The sequence below is a fragment of the Nonomuraea insulae genome (assembly GCF_042656245.1).
Window position 1 is genome coordinate 21,453 of record NZ_JBHSPA010000036.1, and the last position, 18,779, is coordinate 40,231.

Sequence of the window (18,779 nt, forward strand, 5' to 3'; positions counted from 1 at the left end):
CAATGTGAAAGGGGTGCGGGCACGGCGAACCAGCCGTGGCCGGCGACCACGGGCACACCGCCCGGACACCCGGCCCCTCCGCGGCCACCTGATCCAATCCGCCCCGGGGCGGCGAGCGACTTCGTCGACGCATGTTTACTTATCGCCGGAACTGACTTATGAACAGAGGGCAGAGGAAGGGACGCCTATGCCGAGACTTTCGCGCGGCGATTGGTACGACCTGTCCCGTGACACCAATTGGACTCTCCGTTACGCCACCGAGGAAGAGGTTTTCCCGGAGGATCTCTCCGGCTCCCACCGAGTGACCGGTGAGGCATGGGAGCAGTGGGACGAGCCGTATAAAATCGGTTACCGCGAGTATGTCCACAACCAGGTCACCAAGGACACCGCGACGTATTCGCTGAAGAACGCGGTGAGCCGTTCGAAGCTGTTCGACCGGCTCGATCCCGGCTGGAAGTCGGTGATCCTCGCGCACTACGGGGCCATCACCATGCCCGAATACCTGGCGGCCATCGGCGAGGCCAGGATGGCGCGGTTCGGCCGGGCCGCGGCCTGGCGCAACACGGCGACCTTCGGGGCGCTCGACGAGATGCGGCACGGCCAGATCCAGGCGTTCTTCCCGTACGGGCTGCTGGACAAGGAGCCGCGCGCCGACTGGGCGCACAAGGCGTTCCACACCGACAACTGGGTGGTGCTGGCCGCCCGCAGCCTGTTCGACGACATGTTCGTGGCCAACGACGCGGTCTCCATCGCGCTGCAGCTCACCTTCACCCTGGAGACCGGCTTCACGAACCTGCAGTTCCTCGGCATGGCGGCCGACGCGATGGACGTCGGCGACCTGGAGTTCGGCGCGCTGATCTCCAGCATCCAGACCGACGAGGCGCGGCACTCCCAGCAGGGCGAGCCGACCATAAAGATCCTCATCGACAATGGGCACAAAGAATGGGCCCAATTCCTCATCGACCACATGTTCTGGCGGAGCTGGCGGGTGTTCTCGGTGCTCACCGGGCTGTCGATGGATTACTACACGCCGCTGGAGAACCGGCGGATGTCGTTCAAGGAATTCATCGACGACTGGGTGATCAAGCAGTTCGCGGAGCAGTTCCGCGATTTCGGCCTCGACTATCCATGGTATTGGGACAAGTTCGTCCGCGAGGTGTCCTGGTATCACCACGCCATTCATCTCGGCGTCTGGACCTACCGGCCCACGGTGTGGTGGAACCCGGACGCCGGAGCCTCCGCCGCGGAACGCGTATGGCTGGAGCAGAAATATCCCGGCTGGAACGACACTTTCGGTCGTAACTGGGACGTCATTCAGGAGAACATCCGGCGCGGCGACGTCGCCGCGACCTTTCCCGAGACACTGCCGATGATGTGCAACCTGTGCCACCTCCCGATCGTCCGCCCGGCGGGCGTCGTGGTGGGCGCGCTCGACGACCCCGCCCCGCTGCGGCACACGCACAACGGCAGGACGTACCTGTTCTGCTCCGAGCCGTGCAAGTGGATCTTCACTAGGCGGCCCGAGCGGTTCGCGGGCAACCGGTCGCTGATCGACCGCTTCCTGGCCGGCGACATCAACCCGCCCGACCTGGGCGGAGCCCTCGCCTACATGGGGCTGTCCGAGCCCGAGCAGGGCCAGGACGCCACCGGCTACGCCTGGGCGACCGGCGAGTGAGGGGGACACCATGGCCCTGCTGCCCCTGAGCGCGAACTTCGACGGCGACATCGCCGCGCTCCTCGTCGCCGTGGACGACCAGGACACCGCGGAGGTCGTCGGCAGGAAGATCGCCGCCCACGTCGTCGGCCACCGGGTTCCCGACAGGGCGGCCCCGATCCGCGTACGGCACGAAGGCCGTGTGCTGCCGCCGGGGCAGCCCGTCGGCGAGGCGGGGGTGGGCCCGCTCGACCACGTGGAAGCCTTCTTCGATGAGTCATGACGAACCGGCGTGGACCAGCGTCTCGACCCTCGACGACCTCTGGGAGGGCGACATCGCCGAGGTCACCGTGGGCGGCGACCGGGTGCTGCTGGTCCACCTGCCGGGCGGCGAGCTGCGTGCCTACCAGGGGCGCTGCCCGCACTCGGAGTTCCCGCTGGCCGAGGGCGACCTCGACGGCAAGACGCTCACGTGCGCCGGGCACGGCTGGGAGTTCGACCTGGTCACCGGCCAGGGCCGTAACCCGGAAACCTGCCGCCTGTACGCCTTCCCCGTGCGCCTGCGAGGCGAGCGGATAGACGTGGCCGTCCCGGTCGACGGGCGGCCACACCACAACCGATGCCGCGGATGAGGTGCATGCTCATGGCCGACGACCTGAGACGGCTCGTGGGACCCGTGGCCAGGGGGTTCGACCCGGACATCGTGGACGCCCTGGTGACCGCCATAGAGATCGACAATCCCGATGCCAAGCTCGTCGTGGAGGATCACGGCGGTTACGTGCGCATCCACGCCCCCCATCGGCTGCGCCTCACGCGCGCCAGCCTGGAGGAGGCCGTTGGGCGGCCCTTCCCGCTGGCCGGCCTCGAACCGGCGATCGTCAGCTTCGCCGGCCGCATGCGTTACGTCGGCGACGACGAGCTCGTCTGGTACCTGAACAGGGAGGACTGACCATGGCCCGGCGTACGTGGAGTCGGTTCGAGGGCGAGCGTCGCAGGCCGAACGAGTACGACATCGTCACCCGCGGCTTCCACTACCACTTCGGCAGGCGGCCCGCCCCCTTCGACCTCGACCCGGACAGCGCGATCAACCAGTGGTACCTGCGCCACCGCGAGGGATCGCCGCTGCGGGGCGGCGACTGGGACGCCTTCAAGGACCCCGCGCAGCTCAACTACCGGCGCTACGTCGCGCTCCAGCACGAGCGCGAGATCTACGCCGAGGGCGTGGTGGACAGCTTCGAGGCCGACGACCATGACGCGCGGCTCGACCCCGAGTGGGTCGCCGTGCTCGCCCGTCTCTACCTGCCCGCCCGTTTCGCGCTGCACGTCCTGCAGATCACCGGCATGTACGTCGCCCAGCTCGGCCCCAGCACCGCCATCACCAACGCGGCCATCTTCCAGGGCGCCGACGAGCTGCGCGCCCTGCAGTGGATCGCCTACCGGGCCAAGTCGTTGTCGCTCACCCACGGCGCCGACCTCGCCGACAGCCGCACGGCCCGCCGCGTCTGGGAGGACGACCCGGCCTGGCAGCCCGCCCGCGAGATGCTGGAGCGCCTGCTGGTCGCCTACGACTGGGGCGAGGCGTTCACCGCGCTCAACCTGGTCGTCAAGCCCGCGTTCGACAGCCTGTTCAAGGAGTCCTTCGCCGATCTGGCGCTGGCCAACGGCGACGGCCTGACGGCGCGGCTGCTGCGTGAGTCCGGTCTCGACACGGCACGCAGCCAGGAGTGGAGCTCGGCCCTGGTCCGCCACGCCGTGGCCGCCCGGCCGGACAACCTCAAGGTCATCACCGAGTGGGCCCACACCTGGCGGCCTCGCGCCGCGCGCGCGGTGCAGGCCCTGGCGGAGCCGTTCGCCACGGCCCCGAGCCCGGCCGACCCCGCCACCGCGGCGGCCGCCGCCACCGCTGCCGTCGAACGGCAACCACCGACGATCAATACGTGAAAGAGTTATTGCGAAAGAGTTATTTCGCATATAGGTTGAGCGCGTGAAGATCAAGGATCCGAAGGCGATGCGCGCGCTCGCTCACCCCTTGCGCATCCAGCTCCTCGAACTGCTGGCCATCGAAGGCACCGCGACAGCCACCCGGCTGGGCGAACTCGTCGATGAGAACCCGTCCAACTGCTCCTTCCATCTGCGGGTCCTGGCGAAGTTCGGCTACATCGAGCGCGTGCCGGGCCAGACCGGGCGCGACCGGCCCTGGCGGCTCGTGGACATCGAGCAGACGTGGGACTCCGAGCAGCCGGACGAGGACAGCCGCTCGGCGGCCTCCGCGCTGAGTCAGGTCTTCCTGGACTGGGAGTATTCGCGGATGAAGGCCGCGGCCTCGGCGGTGGCGCCGGAGGAGTGGAAAGGCAAACTGTCGAACGGCGGCGCCACCCTCTGGCTGACGCCGGAGGAGGCCGAACACCTCGGGCAGGCCATCGCCCAGCTGATCAGCCCGTACACCGAACGCTGGCAGGAGCCGGACACGCGCCCGGCAGACGGGCGCCCCGTCCGGTTGTTCCACAACACCTATCTCCTGCCGAACCCGGAGCAGCGGTGAGAGGCGCGCTCGCCAGCCCGCCGTTCCGGCGGCTGCTGGGCGGCTGGACGATCGGCAACCTCGCCGACAGCGCCCTGTATCTCACGCTCGGAGTGTGGGCCAAGGACCTGTCGGGCAGCAGCAGCGCCGCCGGCCTGGTCTTCCTCGCGCTGGCCGCCCCGGTGGTGCTCTTCCCACTCATCGGCCTGCTCGCCGACAGGGTCAACCGCAAACCCCTGCTCATCTGGGCGAACCTCGCCGGCGCCGGGGTCGCCACGACGCTGCTGGCCGTACAGAGCGCCGGGCAGTTATGGCTGCTGTACGGCGTGGCGTTCGCGTACGGCGCCTTGGGCCTGGTCAACTCCGCCGCCCAGACCGGCCTGGTCCGGGACATGTTGCCGGCCCGCCACCTGGACACGGCCAACGGCCTGCTGGCCACCATCGACCAGGGGCTGCGGGTCCTGTCCCCGGTCGTGGGCAGCGCCCTGTACGCCGCCTGGGGTGGCAGCGCGCTCGCCCTCGGCGTGGCGGCCTGCCTGGCGCTCACGGCGCTCGTGCTCCTGACGCTCCGGGTGCGCGAATCCGCGCCGGAACCCCGTCCCCCTGGGCAGGGCTGGTGGCAGGAGACCGCCGCCGGCCTGACCCACCTGCGAGGCGTCCCGCTGCTGTGGCGCATGGTGATGGTGAGCGCGGCGGCCTTCGGCGTCGTCGGCGTCTTCGACACGTCCCTGTTCGAGCTCGTGGACAAGGGGCTGGGGATGGACGCCGCGTTCTTCGGGGTGCTGATGGCCATCCAGGGAGCCGGCAGCGTCCTGGGCGGTCTGACCGCCGCCCCGGTGCTGCGTCGCCTCGGGCCCGCGGCGACGGTCGCGACCGGGCTCGCCCTGCTCGGCGCCGTGGGTGTGGCGATGGCCGCCGACTTCGCCGGCGTTCCGCTGCTCCCCGTCGCGGTCACGGCGCTGTTCGCGGCCGGCGTCGCGATCCCCTGGCTGATGGTCGCGATGGTGACCACGCGGCAGCGGCTCACCCCCTCCAGGCTGCAGGGACGCGCGGCCGCCGCCGCCAACGTCGCCACCACCCTGCCGCAGATGGCCTCCATCGCGGCCGGCGCCGCACTCGTCGCCGTCGTGGACTACCGATGGCTGATGATCACGGCGGGAGCGATCCTGATCGGCTGCGCACTGACCCTGACGACGCCCTCCACGAGGAACCTCGCCGGCCCCGCGCCAGGACCACTCGAAGACGAGACCACCGACGACCCGAGCACCGTACGGTCCTGAGGCCGGCGCCCGCCCGGTCGGTAGGGATGGCCGGGCGGGCGGATGGCAGGCTCACGTGCATCTTCGGCTGGTTATCACCATCCCCTTGGTGGTCGTCGTCACTCCGGTACGTGAGCCGGCCTCAATGCCGTTCGTGTCGCCTGTGACCCGGTACTGCTGCACGAAGCTCGGGTGGGCGGCGCTGGTGACGCCCGGTCCCATCACGTCGTCCGCGTGATCGATGTCGGTGTAGGTCCTGAAATCGCTCCTGTTGAGCGTGCGATCGATGTGGTCCGTGACGGTCCGGATCCGGTAGCCCGGCGGTGCGGTGTAGAAGGGATAGGACCGGGTTCCGTTCACCTTCGTCCAGTCGCTCCGCGTCTCCGTCGCGATCATGGTGACCCAGAGGCTGAGGGCGGTCTGGCTCTGGTTGCTCCTGAGCTGAGCCCACACCTGGACACGGAGACCGTGCCCGCTGAAGTCCTTGTTGCCCTGCCTGACCCACGGCGGGACGAACTTGTCGAACACTCGCAGTGGCATCGTGGCCTGGCGGTAGGTGCAGGCGGGGGCTGATCCCTCGGCTGCGGCGGACAGTGACGTTCCCAGAGCCAGTGCCGTCATGACGGCTCCGCTTACGGCTGCCCTCTTCCATGTGCTGCGCATGAGTCTTGACCTTTCCGGTCGGAGGTGAGGTTCGCCCGCCGCTCTCGGCTGCGGACTACCTCGAGCGTGCGCCGTGCGCCCCGGCCGGAGTATTCGCCTTCCGGCGTATCTCTGAGCCACGCATCGGCGTAGCGTCGGGACTGGGCACATTCACGGCGACGACCGAAGCCGGCGGCGGCTACGAGCTGGTGATCCCGGTGGGCGACTACACGGGCACGGCCGGCGCCCACGGGTACACGGAGGCCGCGATCGGCGCCATCACGCTGGCCGAGGACCAGAGGCTCACCCTGGACGTGCCGCTCGAACCGCTGGCCTCGCAGGTCGTCTCCGGCACGGTGACCGACGGCGGCGGGCAGGGCTGGCCGCTGTACGCGCGGGTCGAGGTCGAGGGCGTGCCCGGCGCGCCGGTGTTCACCGACCCGGCCACCGGCACGTACGCGGTGAAGCTGCCGCTCGGCCACCGGTACCGGCTGACGATCAGCGCCGAGTTCCCCGGCTACCTGCCCAAGAGCGAGACCGTGGACCTGGGTGACAAGCCGGTCACGCTGAACACCGCGCTCCCGGTGGACGCCGGGAAGGCGAACGCCGCCGGCTACTCGCTGACCTACCCCGACGGCGGCGTACAGACCTTCGACGAGCGGACGGCGCCCGTCGGCTGGACGGTGCGCGACAACAACGACAAGGGCGGCTGGCGGTTCGACGACCCGCTGGGCCGCAGCAACCAGACCGGCGGCGGTGGCGGCTTCGCCATCGTGGACGACTTCGCCGAAGGCTGGGCCAAGCTGGACACCGAGTTGCTCAGCCCGGCTTACGACCTGACGAAGGTGAAGACGCCGGTCGCGGAGTTCGAGACGCACTTCCCGCCGCTGGAGCAGCTGGACGTGCCCAAGGCCACCGTGGACGTCAGCGTGGACGGCGGCACGACCTGGTCCACGGCGTGGACCTCGCCGAAGACCCTGGCCGGGCCGGCGCACGTGTCGGTCCCGCTGGCGGCGTTCGCCGGTGAGAAGGACGTTCGGCTGCGCTTCCACTACGTCGGCGGCCTGGGCAACATGTGGGAGATCGACAAGGTGGCGGTCGGCACGCGGACGTTCGCGCCGGTCAAGGGCGGGCTGGTCGTCGGCCTGGTGAGCGACGCCAACACCGGCGAGGGCGTCCTCGGCGCGACCGTGTACTCCGAGGGCCACAGCCACGGCCACGGACACGGACATCGCGACAAGCCGCAGACCGAGGGCCGCGCGATCACCGTGGCCACCCCGGACGACACCGCGCTCGGCGACGGCCTGTACGGGCTGTTCTCCCCCGAGACCGGCAGACGCGAGGTCACCGCGGACAAGGCCGCGTTCGGCTACCCGGCCACGTCGGAGGCGGCCCGGGTCACCTCCGGGACGGTACGCGCCGACATCGCGCTGGCGGCGGGCCGGATCAGCGTGACCCCGGCCGCCGTCGACTCCGCCGTCACCTGGGGCGGCGACAAGGACGTCACCGTCACCGTACGCAACACCGGAAAGGGACCGGCCACGTTCACCGTCGGCGAGCAGCCGGGCGGCGGCACCGCGCCCACCACGCTCACCGAGACCGGGACCCCGGCCGCCGGTACGCCGCCGCACCGAGTGAAGGCCGGCCCGCCCACCGGCTTCGGCTCCGGGCACAAGGGCGAGCCCGGCCAGGCCGCGCCGCGACCGGGCGACACCTGGCGTACGCTCGCCGACCTGGACATGGGCGCCACCGGCATGGTCGCGGGCACCTACGACGGCAAGCTGTACGCCGGGACCGGCGCCCGCGACGACGGCACGAACCGCTTCTCCAACGCCTTCGCCTCCTACGACCCGGAGAGCGGGAAGTGGACCACGCTGAGCAGTCCGTGGTATCGGCGCTGGTCCGGGGTGGGCGGGTTCATCAACGGCCGTTTCTATGTCACCTCGGGCCGCGACACCCGCGGCAAGACCGTCGCGGCGACGGAGTTCTACGACCCGGCGACGGACAAGTGGCAGACCGTCGCGCCGAACCCGACCCCGTACGGATCCTCGGGCTCGGCCGTGCTCGACGGCAAGCTGTATGTCGTCGGCGGCTGCTACATGGGTCCCCAGGGCGGCGACACCTGCGCCAACTCGACCGTGATGGTCTACGACCCGGCGGCCGACAAGTGGAGCAAGACGACGTCGTACCCGCTCGGCATCTCCCACCTGGCCTGCGGCGGCGTCGCGGGCAAGGTGTACTGCGCGGGTGGCGGCAGCAGGGGCGGCGCGACCTCCGACGGCTTCGCCTACGACCCGGAGACCGCGGCGTGGACGGCGATCGCGGACATGCCGGTGGACCTGATGGCGTCGGCGTACACCTCGGCCAATGGCAAGCTGCTCGTCTCCACCGGCTACAGCACCGGTCTCGGGGCGATCACCAACGAGGGCTACGCCTACGACCCGGCGGCCGGCACCTGGTCGCCGCTGCCCAACGCCAACGTGGCCACGACCTTCGCGGCGGGCGCGCCCGGCTTCTACGTGGTCGGCGGTGACTCGCCGGAGACGGGGGCGCCCCTGACCCAGCTGGAGCAGCTTCCCGGCTACGACCAGCCGCACGGACAGGTGGCATGGATGTCGGTGAAGGCGCGTGCCACGACGTTGCGCGCGGGCCAGAGCGTGAAGGTCACGCTCAAGCTGGCCGCCGACCGCCGCGCCACCTCGGTGCTCACCGCGTACACGGCCACGGTCGTCCTCGACACCGACACTCCGTACCGGGCGACGACGGTGCCGGTGACGATGCGGGTCGTCAAGCGGCACTGACCGTCGCGCCTCTCCCGAGGCCCGGGCGGGCGCCACCGGCGCCCGCCCGGGCACCTCTGGACCGGTGACGGCCTACCCGCGGCACACCTGGGCGTCGCGGATGTCGGCCGGGAGGACGGGCTTGCCGTCCACCGGAGGTGTGGGACCGTCCGGCACCGGCTGGATGCCGCCGGCGGCGATACGGTCGAGCGCGGCGAGCCCGGGGCCGTCCACCGTGCCGAAGATCGTGTAGTTGGGCGCCAGCCCGGAATCGCCGTAGACCAGGAAGAACTGGCTGCCGTTGGTGTCGGGACCGGCGTTGGCCATGGCCAGCACCCCCCGCGCGTACGTCTTGCGCACCCCGGTCGGGTCATCCGGCCACGGCGGCAGATCCGCGGGCAACTCGTCCTTGTACCGGTAACCCGGCCCGCCCTCGCCGGTGAAACCGGGGTCGCCGCACTGCAGCACCTTCAGCCGGTCATACGCGGTGAGCCGGTGGCACGACGTGGCGTCGTAGAAGCGGTGCCGGATCAGGTGCACGAAGCTCTGCACCGTGCACGGCGCCTTGGCCGGGTCGAGGGTGAGCCCGATGTCGCCGTGGTTGGTCTTGAGCACCGCGGAGACAGGACGCGTGGGAGTGCGGCGCGGGTCCGGCGGCAGCGGCACCTTGCGGACGGCCGGGTCATCGGGAGTCTCGGTGTACTGGCACGGCCCCTTGGTCGTTCTCGGCGGCCTGTCCACGGCCGCCGAGGCCGGCATCGCGCCGATCGCGATCAGCGAGCCTGTCGTGACCGCGGATAAGGCGGCGCGGGCCGCGAGTCGTACCAACGCTCTACCGGACATCAGGTCCTCCACTGCGTGATGATCGCTGGGCTCCCTGTGGGTCTAATCGATCCGACCGGCGCAGTCAAGGATGTGGCGTCGCCCTGTCCGGTCGGGATCGCCGCTCGACGTCCTCAACGGCTGCTCAGAGGGGCGAGGCGACCAGTTCGGCGAAGGCGGCGGCCGCCGGGCGGGCATGACGAGGAGGATGACGCGCTCGGCGGCGGGGTCGAGCGGGATCGCGTGGACGCCCAGGTTCGGGTCAGCCGGCGCTGGTTCGGGTCAGCCGGCGCTGGTTCGCGCCGCGACGACCGCCAGCGTGGTGTAGGGCATCGTGAAGCCGCCGCCGATCGCGTCGATGGCGGTCCCGACGCCCTCCAGCACCTCGGCCAGCTTGTCCGCCGGAAGCCGGGTGAGGCCACCGGTCGTGGGCAGCAGATCCAGCCACTCCTCGCGGGTGTAGGACTGCTCCCAGTCGAACTGCCACCGCTCCGGCTCGCCGAACCCGCTCGCCTCGCGGATCCCGTCGGCGAATCTGGTGGCCATCGCCTCGTAGATGCTCCTGGCCTGCCCCGGCTGCTGGCCCTTGAACGGCGAGTCGGGCACCACCCGCTGGTAGGCGGTGGCGAAGGCCGCCATGACGGCGGGCGGAGCATCGAACACGTGGGCGAACAGCGCCAGCCGGCCTCCAGGCCGGAGCGTCTGGGCCGCCTTGGCGGCGCCCGCGACCGGGTCCACCCAGTGCCAGGCCTGGCCCGCGATGACCGCGTCGAATGTCCGGCCGGCCGGGTCCCAGGCCTCGAACGTCGCCACCTCGACCTCGACCCCGCTGCGCCGCGCGAATTCGGCCATCCGCGCATCGGGGTCGACGCCCAGCACCGTGCAGCCGGCCGCCTGGAACTGCCGGGCCTCGATGCCGGTGCCGCAGCCGACGTCGAGGACGTCAGGCCCGGGACTGGCGTCGACGATCCGCTCCACCAGGGAGTCGGGATAGCGGGGCCGGGCGCGGTCGTAGCGTTCGGCGTCGACCCCGAACGACTCCGCCATCTGCCTGGCCCTGTGGGGCTCGTTCTCGGAAGGGCGTGATTGATCCTGCGATAGAGTGGGCATGTGCCCAACCATAGTGGGCATACGCCCACTTAACAAGCCGGTGCCGCAAGCTCAACCTCGGCGATCGCTGACGTCGCCGTCACCTGTCCAGGAGACCGGTGGGGACGACGGTTTCGTGCCGATCCCGTCCTGCGTGCATGTCCCAGAGGAGGTCGGCCAGGTCGGCGGGATCGGCGGCGGCCATCTCTGACACGGGTTCGCCCTGGGCCAGGCGCCGCTGGTAATCCGCCTCGAAGGGGGTGCCCAGGATGCGGGCGCCGATGTACAACATGCCGACGTAGACGCCCTTGCCGGCGACCTCGGCCGCGAGTGACTGCAGGTAGTTCCGCTGTGCGGCCAGGATCGTGGGCCAGCCGCTCATGTACGGCCGCCCCTGGACGGCGGCGGCCCCCTGGGCGCTGAGGATGGCGCCGTCGCCGCGCTCGACCATGGCGGGCAGGAACTCGCCGACCAGGGCCATGAGCGTGTACAACGTGATCGGCATGCGGTCCTGGAGCCGCTCCGGTGTGAGCTCGACGGCGGGAACGAACGCCAGGTCGCTGGGCACCGGGCCGTAGTAGAGGGCCGTGAGGTCCCCGGTCTTCGCGCGGATGCGCTCGGCGAGCGCCGGCACGCCGTCGCTCTGGTCGAGGTCGGCGGTGATCACGTGGGCGGTGACGCCGTCGGCGGACAGTTCCCTGGCGAGCAGCTCCAAGGGCTCCTGGCGGCGGGCGACCAGGACGACGTCGTAGCCGTCCTTCGCGTACCGCCGGGCGATGGCCTGGCCGACGCCTGGACCGGTTCCGAACACTGCGATGGATTTCGTCATGCCGTCCAGCCAACCCCACGGAGGCCGAGACGATCCATGGGAGAGGATCTGACATACCTTTGCGATCGTCTAAGGTGACGACGTGGACGTGCTGACCGACCTCCTGCACCGGGCCCGCGCGCGGAACGCCGTGGTCAGACAGCTGATCCAGCGGCCGCCGTGGGCGATGACGTACGCCGACCCGGTGCCACTCACGGTCGCGGCCACGCTCGGCGGCCGGGCCTCGATCCAGTTGCCCGGCTCCGCCCCCACCCGCCTGGCCGCGGGTGACATCGCTCTCGTCACCGGCCCCACCGGGTACACGATCGCCGACGACCCGGCGACCCCACCGCAGTACGTGATCAGGGACGGACGGAAATACCTCCCCACCGGCGAACCGGCGGGGCCCCACGCGCCGCTGGCCCCCCGCACCTACGGGGCCGGCCTGTCCGGGGCCACCGTCATGCTCCGCGGCGTGTACGAGCTGCGCGGCGATGTGGCCGCCCGCCTGCTGGACCTGCTTCCGCCGCTGGCGGTCGTGCCCGCGGGGCCGCGTACCCGGACTGCCCTCGATCTGCTGTCCGCCGAGACGGTCTCCGACGAGCCGGGCCAGGACGCGGTGCTCGCCCGGCTCCTGGATCTGGTCCTCGTGATCGCGTTGCGCGCCTGGTGCACCAGGCCGGAGGCGACGCCGCCCGCCTGGTACCGGGCGCTGGCCGACCCGGCGATCGGTGAGGCGCTGCGCCTGCTGCACGAGGATCCCGCCCACCGGTGGACGGTCGCCTCGCTGGCCACCAAGACCGGCATGTCCCGCGCCGCCTTCGCCCAGCGCTTCGCCGCCCTGGTCGGCCGGCCGCCGCTCGGCTATCTCACCGACTGGCGCATGACCCTCGCCGCCGACCTGCTCCGCGACACCCGGGAGACCGTCGCCCACGTGGCCCGGCGGGTCGGCTACGAGGACCCGTTCGCGTTCAGCGTGGCGTTCAAACGCGCCCGCGGACGTACGCCCTCGGCCTGGCGCGGCTCCACCTGATCGGGCCCGCGCCACTGACACCTCGAAGTCACAGGAGTCGCGCGAATTCGGCCATTTCCCGCGCGGGGTCGAGGACCGGATGGAGGACCAGTTCGTCGATTCCGGCGGCTTCGAGGACTGCGACGCGCTTGAGCAGACCGTCGCGGGTGCCGACGAGGCCGAGCTTGTCGACCAGGGAGGGGACGATGAGGTCGCGGTCCTGGGGCCGGATGCGGCCGAGGTAGTTCTCGTAGAGGGCAAGGTGGCGGTCGTCGGCGGTGGCGGTGATTCCGCGCCGGTCGAGGAAGCGTTGTGCCGCGTCGCGCTCCTGAGGTTCGAGTCCTTCCCTGAGGGCCGGGTTCTCGCCGGCGAAGGCGAGCAGAGCCAGGGCGAGGTGTCCCACGGAGTCACGGGCGAGGTCGCCGTAGGGGTCCTCGCCGTCGGCGAGGAGATGCATCGAGGTGATCACGTAGGAGGTGGCCGGCGTCTCGTCGCCGGCTTCGCGGGCGCCTGCCTCGCGCGCCTCGGCGAACGCCTCCCAGGCCGCCGGGTCGAGCAGGCCGAAGGAGATGGTTCCCGCACCACGACGGCCGGCGATCCGCGCCGCTCTGAGCCCGGAGGCGGCCACGACGAACTCGATCGGGTCCTCGGTGTTGACGTGGTCGCCGACGTGCAGGAAACGTACGGCGCGCGTACGGCCGCCTTCGCTGTATTCGATGGTGCGCCCCGCGGTGAGGTCCTGGAGTTGCCCGGTGAAGCGCTCCAGCGTCGCTATCGTGGTCGGCTTCATGCCGAGGGTGCGGCGGGCGGTGTTGCCGGTGCCGACGCCGCAGATGATACGGCCGGGCGCGAGCGCGTTGAGGCTGCCGAGCGCCGCCGCGGCGGCGGGGGCCGAGCGCAGGGCGGGTGAGGTGACGCCGAGGCCGAGCCGGATGCGGCTGGTTCCTTTGGCGCACAGGGCCAGGCTGACGAAGGGATCTCCGTTGACCATCGGCGTGTCGTAGACCCAGAAGCTGTCGTATCCGAGTTCCTCGGCCTTCGCCGCGAGGTCCTCGACCCCTGGCTTCGCCGTGACCACTATGCCCTTGCGCATGCCGACGCTCCTCGATAGCAAGCCTTAGCGCATGGCTACTGTGAGGGTGAACGACTGTCAAGGACGCGGCCACACCGCCCGACAGCGGATCACCCCTCGGCGGCCCGCCTCGCGGTGAAGGCGGAGATGTCGTCGCCCATGAACGACGAGAGCTGTCCGAGCAGTTCCGGTGAGGGCACGAAGGTGCGTTCCTCCGGCGTCATCAGGTTGTGGGGTCATCGCCCACCGTGGCGCGGATCAGATGTGCGATCACTCCCTGGTGTGCCGCCGCGCGCCGTCGTCAGTCTGGTAGCCGTCCGAACGTCCGGAGGAGGGCTCCCATGCCGTACGCGGTGTCCCAGGGCATTGAGATCTCTGTCGGCGGAGATGTCCGTCGTGCAGCCGCGCCTCTCCCGGGCGGAGGTGATCGAGGCGAGCGCGACCGTTCAGCGGCACTACTACGCGGATGGTCGTCCGTGGGAGGAGGCGTGGGTGCGCGAAGCGGCCGGCGTCGCCTACGACCGGGGGTACGCACCCGACGGGCTCCCGCGCCAGTGGGCCGCGCTGCTCCGCGCACCGGACCGCCTGGAACGCCTACGGGGCCTGGCCCTCCCCACCGTGATCATGCATGGGCGCGAGGACACGTCGCTGCACTGGCGGGCCGCCGTCGAGATGGCGACGGCGATCGAGGGGGCGGAGCTGCGCGTCTACGCCGGGATGGGCCACATGCTCCCGGAAGAGCTCTGGCCGGACGTCGTCACGGCCGTCACCCGCAACGCCCGCGCCTAACGAGCCGTTCAGCGCGGTGCGAAGCGAACATCGGCGGTGACGAGGACGCCGTCCGACGTTGGCGAACCGTTCAGCGCGGTGCGAAGCGAACGTCGGCGGTGACGAGGACGCCGTCCGACGCGTCGAGGACCCACAGGCTCGCCCCGTCCTGCTCCGGCCGCCCGGCGAGCCGCACCGGCGCTCCGAGGTGGACGGGCGCGACCGCGCGCATGGAGTACGCCGCCGGCGTCCTGCCGGGGCTCCTGCGCAGCGCGAAGTCGAGAAGGAGCATGCTGGTGAGCGGCCCGTGCACGAGCAGGCCGGGCTGATGCTCGACGTCGCGCGTCCACGAGTCGTTGTAGTGGATGAGATGGCTGTTGTAGGTCAGCGCCGAGTATCGGAACAGGTGAACGGGGCCGAGGTCGAGCGGCTCCTCCCAGGCGATGTCCGCCCGCCCGGGACCGGGCTGGGGGCGGGCGGGGGCGGTGGGGCCGAGGAAGACGTCGTGCTGCCGCACAGTCACCGCGGGGTCGTCGCCTGATCCGATCGTCTTGGCGATCGTGACGAACACGAGCCTGCCGCTGCGGCCCTGCTTGTCCCGCAGGTTGTCGAGGGTGATCGCGAGGTCGAGCGTCTCGCCGAAGCGGATCGCGCGGTGGAAGGTCATCTCCTCGCCGGCGAACAGCCGGCGGGGAAGGTCGATGTCGGGGACGACGCCGTCGCGGGCCGGAGTGCCGTCGGGGCGCAGCGCGTCGAGACCGAGGTCGGGCAGGAAGTAGAGCCCGTGCCACCCGGGCGGCAGCTCCGCTCCTTCGGCGGGATCCGGGACGTCGGGGGCGAACGTGTCGCGATACGCCCGCGCGGGCCACGGGCGGATGGTGTCGGTCCGGGTTGTGCTGTTCACAGGGCCTTCCAGGTCCAGGTTGTGCTGTTCACAGGGCCTTCCAGGTCCGCGTTGTGCTGTTCACAGGGCCTTCCAGGTCCAGGTTGTGCTGTTCACAGGGCCTTCCAGGTCCAGGTTGTGCCGTTCACAGGGCCTTCCAGGTCCAGCGGCCGCCGAGCAGGGTGCCGGCGACGGGCGTCGCGCGCAGGTCGTCACGGTCGGCGGTGGTGGGGTCGTGGTCGAGGATCACCAGGTCGGCGGGGTCGCCGGGGGCGACGGCGGTGCGCCCTCGGGAGGCGGCGGCCAGCGCCACGTCCCGGGGCAGGCGCTGCGCGGGATGCCAGGCAGGGCGGTCGTCGCGGCTGCGGGCGACCGCGGAGGCGATCGCCTGCCACGGGTCGAGCGGCGCGACCGGCGCGTCGGAGCCGAGCCGCAGGACGGCGCCCGCCGCGTGCAGTGAGGCGAAGGCGAAGGCACGCTCCGTGCGCCCGGCCCAGAGCCGGTCGGCCACGTCGCGGTCGTCCATGGCGTGCTCGGGCTGAACGCTGGCCACGAGCCCGAGCCGGCCGAAGCGGGGGAAGTCCTCGGCGCACACGAGCTGCGCGTGCTCGATGACGCCCGAGATGCCGAGCCGCTCGAACTCGTCGATGACCTGGGTGTTCGCGCGGTCGCCGATCGCGTGCACGGCCGCGCCGATCCCGCCCCGGTGGGCCCGGCCGAGCAGTTCGCGCAGTTCCTGTGGCGTGACGTTGGTGACTCCACAGGCGTGCGGGGCATGAGGGTCGAAGCCGTGGTACGGCTCCCAGCACAGAGCGGTGCGGGTGTTCAGTGAGCCGTCCACGACGACCTTCAACCGGCCGACCGTCACGAGCCCGTCCGGCTCCAGCGGCGCGCCGGTGCGCAGGCCACGCGCGAGGGCGTCGTCCAGCCGGTCGGGCCAGATCGACGCCTCGACGCGCAGGCCCGTCACCCCGGCGGCCACCCGGTCGGGCCAGTCGCGCACGTTGTCGGCGTTCTCGAAGTCCACGATGCCGACGACCCCGCGGCCGGCCGCCGCGTCGGCGGCTTCGCGGTAGTCGGCCATCGACAGGGAGCCGTTCCCGACCAGGGCGGGCGAGCCGATCCAGTCGTTCTCGCGCAGCACGCCGGACGCGTCCACCGCCACCCCGAACCGGTCGGCGGCGCGTGAGTTGATCCATCCGCAGTGCAGGTCCGCGCTGACGAGCACGACCGGGACGTCCGGGGCGGCTTCGTCGAGGGCGCGCAGCGTGGGCTCGTCGGGCCAGAGCGCGTCGCGGAACCCGAAGCCGGACAGGACGCCTCCGGCGGGCACGGGGTCGCGGGCGAGCGCCGCGCGTACGAGATCGAGGGTCCCGGCCGCGCTGGCCGCGCCCGAGAGGTCGATCCGCCTGCGCCGGATCACCCACTGAGTGAAGTGCACATGTTCGTCCCACAGGCCGGGGCCGGCGTACCGTCCGTCGAGGTCTACCGGCTCCGCGCCGGACGCGGGGAGCGTGCCGGCGGGCACGACCCGGACGACGCGTCCGTGGCGCAGGTGGAGGTCGTAGCGGCGGTCGTCGCCGTAGAGACGGGCGTCGCGCAGCAGGAGTGCGTTCTCGGTCATGGCCGGCCTCAGATCGCGCCGGCGGCCCGGAGGCCGGCGATCTTGTCAGGGTCGTAGCCGGCGAGAGCCTGGAGCACCACGTCGGTGTGCTCGCCCACCGCCCCGGCCGGCCGGCCGGCGTCGGCGGGGGTCTCGCTCAGCTTGATGGGCTGGCCGAACATCCGTACGGCCCCGAAGCCGGGATGCTCCACGCTCACCACCATGTCCCGCTCCGCGGTGGCGGGGTCGTCGACCACATCCTTGATCGACTTGACGACGGTGAGGGGCAGCACGTCGCCGGCCATCCGCTCCAGCTCCGCGGCCGTGCGGCCGGCCAGCCACCGGGCGATGACGGGACGCACGCGCCGCTCGTAGACGCCCTCGTCGAACCGCTTGCGCATCGTGTCGATCTCGGGGTCGGCGGCCAGCTCCGCGTCGCCGAACAGCTCGCACGCCAGACGCCAGAACTTGTCGGTGTAGGCGCCGAAGAACACGTGCCCGTCCTTGCACGGGAACAGCTCGTAGGGCCGTACCCAGGGATGGCGGTTGCCGGTGTGCCGTGCGACCTCGCCGTCCACCGTGTAGTTGACCACCGCGTTCTCGGTGAGCGCGATGACGCTGTCGACCTGGGCGACGTCCACGAGCCGGCCCAGCAGCAGCGCCCCGAAGTCCTGGTCGCCCGCCCGCATCGAGGCGACCGCGCCCACCGCCTCGCCGTGGTCGCCACCGGGCCCCTGGCGGTCGAGCACCTGGCAGTGCCCCGACACCGAGCCGGCCGCGATGGCGGCGCGGATCTCCGGCGAGATCACCGCCCGGGTGCCCGGCGCGGTCCGCGCCGACGAGGCGATGACCCGGTCCTCCCCGTCGACGACGGTGACCGCACGGCCCAGAGCCGACGAAAGCGTCCGCACGAGCCGGCCGAACCCGCCGCCGCCCAGCACGACCCGCAGGAGCTTCTGGTGGACGAGGTTGGAGCGGTCGCGTTCGGCCAGGTGCCCGGTGAGCCGTTCGAGCGCGCCGCGCGCCTCGTCCTCGGAACGCTGGAGGTTGCGGAGCATGTGCGCGGTCTGGAGGACGACGGAGGCGTGGTCGGCCAGCGCCGACAGCAGCGCGATCTGCTCCGGCGTGAACGAGCGCTCCTCGCGCGTCGCCACGAAGAGCACGCCGAGGACGTCGTCGCCCGACCGCATCGGCACGCCCAGGATGGAGACGATGCCCTCCAGCTCGACGGCCCTGTCGACGTCCGCGGCCCGCCGGTCCTCCAGATACTCGCTGTAGCGGGGCGCCCAGTGCGCCATCCGCGTCTCCGCGATCTGGCCGGCCAGCCCGCAGCCCGCGGGCACCAGCAGGTGGCGGAACTCGGTGCTGTAGGCGCCGATGGTCGTGCGGACGCGCAGCTCGCGGGTCTCGCGGTCGAACTCCGACAGGTACGTCACGTCGCAGCCGAGAATCTCGTGCGTCCGGCGCACGAGCCGTTCGAGCAGCAGTTCCCCGTCACGCACCTCGGCCAGCTCGCGCGCGCTGGAGAACAGCGCGGCCAGTTCGTGCTCGCGGCGCCGCAGCCGCGCGTGCTCGCTGTGGGCCCGGTGGACGTGCTCGCGCACGCACTCCTGGCTCGAACCCCTGATCCCCAGCGTCTCCAGCGCCGCGCTCAGCTCTCGGGGGCTGACGTTGATGTCGTCGATCACGGCGTCGACGACGACACGCAGCGCCGCCGACCGCGTGGGGGCCAGGGCCTCGGGCACTCTCTCAGCTCCTCTGTCGAACGGCGGGCTGGTGACGGTGAGCGTATAACACATGAAAGCGCCCAATCGGTGAGTGTTCCTCCCATACGTCTACGCCGTGGGGGCTGCATAACCTGTCGCG

Annotated in this window: 18 protein-coding genes; 10 read left to right on the top strand and 8 right to left on the bottom strand. The window is 71.3% G+C overall.

All coding sequences use genetic code 11. The features are described from left to right. The first annotated feature begins 187 nt into the window (after positions 1-187). Genes ACFPZ3_RS30815 through ACFPZ3_RS30845 form a run of 7 tightly spaced genes read left to right on the top strand, consistent with a single transcriptional unit; the run spans position 188 to position 5,455 of the window. Positions 188-1,675, top strand: a complete 1,488-nt coding sequence (locus tag ACFPZ3_RS30815) for an aromatic/alkene/methane monooxygenase hydroxylase/oxygenase subunit alpha (RefSeq protein WP_379517784.1) — start codon at positions 188-190, stop codon at positions 1,673-1,675. Between the two features lie 10 nt (positions 1,676-1,685). Further along, positions 1,686-1,937 carry a toluene-4-monooxygenase system B family protein gene (locus ACFPZ3_RS30820; RefSeq protein WP_379517785.1) on the top strand — a complete coding sequence of 84 codons (252 nt, stop codon included), beginning with the start codon at positions 1,686-1,688 and terminating at the stop codon, positions 1,935-1,937. Continuing rightward, on the top strand, positions 1,927-2,286 hold the full coding sequence (locus tag ACFPZ3_RS30825) for a Rieske 2Fe-2S domain-containing protein (protein ID WP_379517786.1): 360 nt from the start codon (positions 1,927-1,929) through the stop codon (positions 2,284-2,286). The genes ACFPZ3_RS30820 and ACFPZ3_RS30825 overlap by 11 nt, the downstream gene beginning before the upstream one ends. Positions 2,287-2,297: 11 nt before the next feature. After that, positions 2,298-2,603: an MmoB/DmpM family protein gene (locus tag ACFPZ3_RS30830; protein ID WP_379517787.1), complete on the top strand. Its 306-nt coding sequence runs from the start codon at positions 2,298-2,300 to the stop codon at positions 2,601-2,603. A gap of 2 nt (positions 2,604-2,605) precedes the next feature. Next, positions 2,606-3,595 (top strand): aromatic/alkene monooxygenase hydroxylase subunit beta, encoded by a 990-nt coding sequence (locus ACFPZ3_RS30835; RefSeq protein WP_379517788.1) that lies wholly within the window; start codon positions 2,606-2,608, stop codon positions 3,593-3,595. A 43-nt stretch (positions 3,596-3,638) separates the two neighbouring features. After that, positions 3,639-4,196 carry an ArsR/SmtB family transcription factor gene (locus ACFPZ3_RS30840; protein ID WP_379517789.1) on the top strand — a complete coding sequence of 186 codons (558 nt, stop codon included), beginning with the start codon at positions 3,639-3,641 and terminating at the stop codon, positions 4,194-4,196. After that, a complete protein-coding gene (locus tag ACFPZ3_RS30845) occupies positions 4,193-5,455 on the top strand; it encodes an MFS transporter (RefSeq protein ID WP_379517790.1) in 1,263 nt (420 codons plus the stop codon). Before ACFPZ3_RS30840 ends, ACFPZ3_RS30845 begins: the two co-directional genes overlap by 4 nt. Positions 5,456-5,506: 51 nt before the next feature. Here the strand turns inward: ACFPZ3_RS30845 and ACFPZ3_RS30850 are convergent, their stop codons facing one another. Continuing rightward, positions 5,507-6,055: a hypothetical protein gene (locus ACFPZ3_RS30850; protein WP_379517791.1), complete on the bottom strand. Its 549-nt coding sequence runs from the start codon at positions 6,053-6,055 to the stop codon at positions 5,507-5,509. A gap of 239 nt (positions 6,056-6,294) precedes the next feature. On the opposite strand from ACFPZ3_RS30850, the gene ACFPZ3_RS30855 reads away from it, so the two are divergent. Further along, positions 6,295-8,877, top strand: coding sequence for a hypothetical protein (locus ACFPZ3_RS30855; RefSeq protein WP_379517792.1), 2,583 nt, complete (start codon positions 6,295-6,297; stop codon positions 8,875-8,877). Between the two features lie 72 nt (positions 8,878-8,949). On the opposite strand, the gene ACFPZ3_RS30860 is transcribed toward ACFPZ3_RS30855, so the two are convergent. From ACFPZ3_RS30860 to ACFPZ3_RS30870, 3 genes are all read right to left on the bottom strand, one after another. Further along, complete coding sequence (locus ACFPZ3_RS30860) at positions 8,950-9,699, bottom strand: peptidylprolyl isomerase (RefSeq protein WP_379517793.1); 750 nt, start codon at positions 9,697-9,699, stop codon at positions 8,950-8,952. A gap of 261 nt (positions 9,700-9,960) precedes the next feature. After that, positions 9,961-10,788 carry a class I SAM-dependent methyltransferase gene (locus ACFPZ3_RS30865; RefSeq protein ID WP_379517794.1) on the bottom strand — a complete coding sequence of 276 codons (828 nt, stop codon included), beginning with the start codon at positions 10,786-10,788 and terminating at the stop codon, positions 9,961-9,963. A gap of 79 nt (positions 10,789-10,867) precedes the next feature. Next, positions 10,868-11,596 carry an SDR family NAD(P)-dependent oxidoreductase gene (locus tag ACFPZ3_RS30870; RefSeq protein ID WP_379517795.1) on the bottom strand — a complete coding sequence of 243 codons (729 nt, stop codon included), beginning with the start codon at positions 11,594-11,596 and terminating at the stop codon, positions 10,868-10,870. An 82-nt stretch (positions 11,597-11,678) separates the two neighbouring features. Between ACFPZ3_RS30870 and ACFPZ3_RS30875 the strand changes: the two genes are divergently transcribed. Continuing rightward, positions 11,679-12,608: an AraC family transcriptional regulator gene (locus tag ACFPZ3_RS30875; protein WP_379517796.1), complete on the top strand. Its 930-nt coding sequence runs from the start codon at positions 11,679-11,681 to the stop codon at positions 12,606-12,608. Between the two features lie 28 nt (positions 12,609-12,636). Here ACFPZ3_RS30875 and ACFPZ3_RS30880 read toward each other — a convergent pair whose 3' ends face one another. Then, positions 12,637-13,680 (bottom strand): LLM class flavin-dependent oxidoreductase, encoded by a 1,044-nt coding sequence (locus tag ACFPZ3_RS30880; protein ID WP_379517797.1) that lies wholly within the window; start codon positions 13,678-13,680, stop codon positions 12,637-12,639. A gap of 366 nt (positions 13,681-14,046) precedes the next feature. Between ACFPZ3_RS30880 and ACFPZ3_RS30885 the strand changes: the two genes are divergently transcribed. Continuing rightward, positions 14,047-14,448, top strand: coding sequence for an alpha/beta fold hydrolase (locus ACFPZ3_RS30885; RefSeq protein ID WP_379517798.1), 402 nt, complete (start codon positions 14,047-14,049; stop codon positions 14,446-14,448). 70 nt (positions 14,449-14,518) lie between these two features. Here ACFPZ3_RS30885 and ACFPZ3_RS30890 read toward each other — a convergent pair whose 3' ends face one another. From ACFPZ3_RS30890 to ACFPZ3_RS30900, 3 genes are all read right to left on the bottom strand, one after another. Beyond that, complete coding sequence (locus ACFPZ3_RS30890; protein ID WP_379517799.1) at positions 14,519-15,331, bottom strand: HTD2 family dehydratase; 813 nt, start codon at positions 15,329-15,331, stop codon at positions 14,519-14,521. A 124-nt stretch (positions 15,332-15,455) separates the two neighbouring features. Further along, positions 15,456-16,934: an amidohydrolase gene (locus ACFPZ3_RS30895; RefSeq protein WP_379517800.1), complete on the bottom strand. Its 1,479-nt coding sequence runs from the start codon at positions 16,932-16,934 to the stop codon at positions 15,456-15,458. Between the two features lie 8 nt (positions 16,935-16,942). Next, complete coding sequence (locus tag ACFPZ3_RS30900) at positions 16,943-18,658, bottom strand: CoA transferase (protein WP_379517801.1); 1,716 nt, start codon at positions 18,656-18,658, stop codon at positions 16,943-16,945. Positions 18,659-18,779 lie beyond the last annotated feature (121 nt).

Coding starts and splice junctions, on each gene's coding strand:
- ACFPZ3_RS30815 (WP_379517784.1), top strand. CDS start 188: ATGCCGAGACTTTCGCGCGGCGATTGGTACGACCTGTCCCGTGACACC.
- ACFPZ3_RS30865 (WP_379517794.1), bottom strand. CDS start 10,788: ATGCCCACTCTATCGCAGGATCAATCACGCCCTTCCGAGAACGAGCCC.
- ACFPZ3_RS30850 (WP_379517791.1), bottom strand. CDS start 6,055: ATGACGGCACTGGCTCTGGGAACGTCACTGTCCGCCGCAGCCGAGGGA.
- ACFPZ3_RS30885 (WP_379517798.1), top strand. CDS start 14,047: ATGTCCGTCGTGCAGCCGCGCCTCTCCCGGGCGGAGGTGATCGAGGCG.
- ACFPZ3_RS30895 (WP_379517800.1), bottom strand. CDS start 16,934: ATGACCGAGAACGCACTCCTGCTGCGCGACGCCCGTCTCTACGGCGAC.
- ACFPZ3_RS30870 (WP_379517795.1), bottom strand. CDS start 11,596: ATGACGAAATCCATCGCAGTGTTCGGAACCGGTCCAGGCGTCGGCCAG.
- ACFPZ3_RS30880 (WP_379517797.1), bottom strand. CDS start 13,680: ATGCGCAAGGGCATAGTGGTCACGGCGAAGCCAGGGGTCGAGGACCTC.
- ACFPZ3_RS30820 (WP_379517785.1), top strand. CDS start 1,686: ATGGCCCTGCTGCCCCTGAGCGCGAACTTCGACGGCGACATCGCCGCG.
- ACFPZ3_RS30860 (WP_379517793.1), bottom strand. CDS start 9,699: ATGTCCGGTAGAGCGTTGGTACGACTCGCGGCCCGCGCCGCCTTATCC.
- ACFPZ3_RS30830 (WP_379517787.1), top strand. CDS start 2,298: ATGGCCGACGACCTGAGACGGCTCGTGGGACCCGTGGCCAGGGGGTTC.
- ACFPZ3_RS30825 (WP_379517786.1), top strand. CDS start 1,927: ATGAGTCATGACGAACCGGCGTGGACCAGCGTCTCGACCCTCGACGAC.
- ACFPZ3_RS30835 (WP_379517788.1), top strand. CDS start 2,606: ATGGCCCGGCGTACGTGGAGTCGGTTCGAGGGCGAGCGTCGCAGGCCG.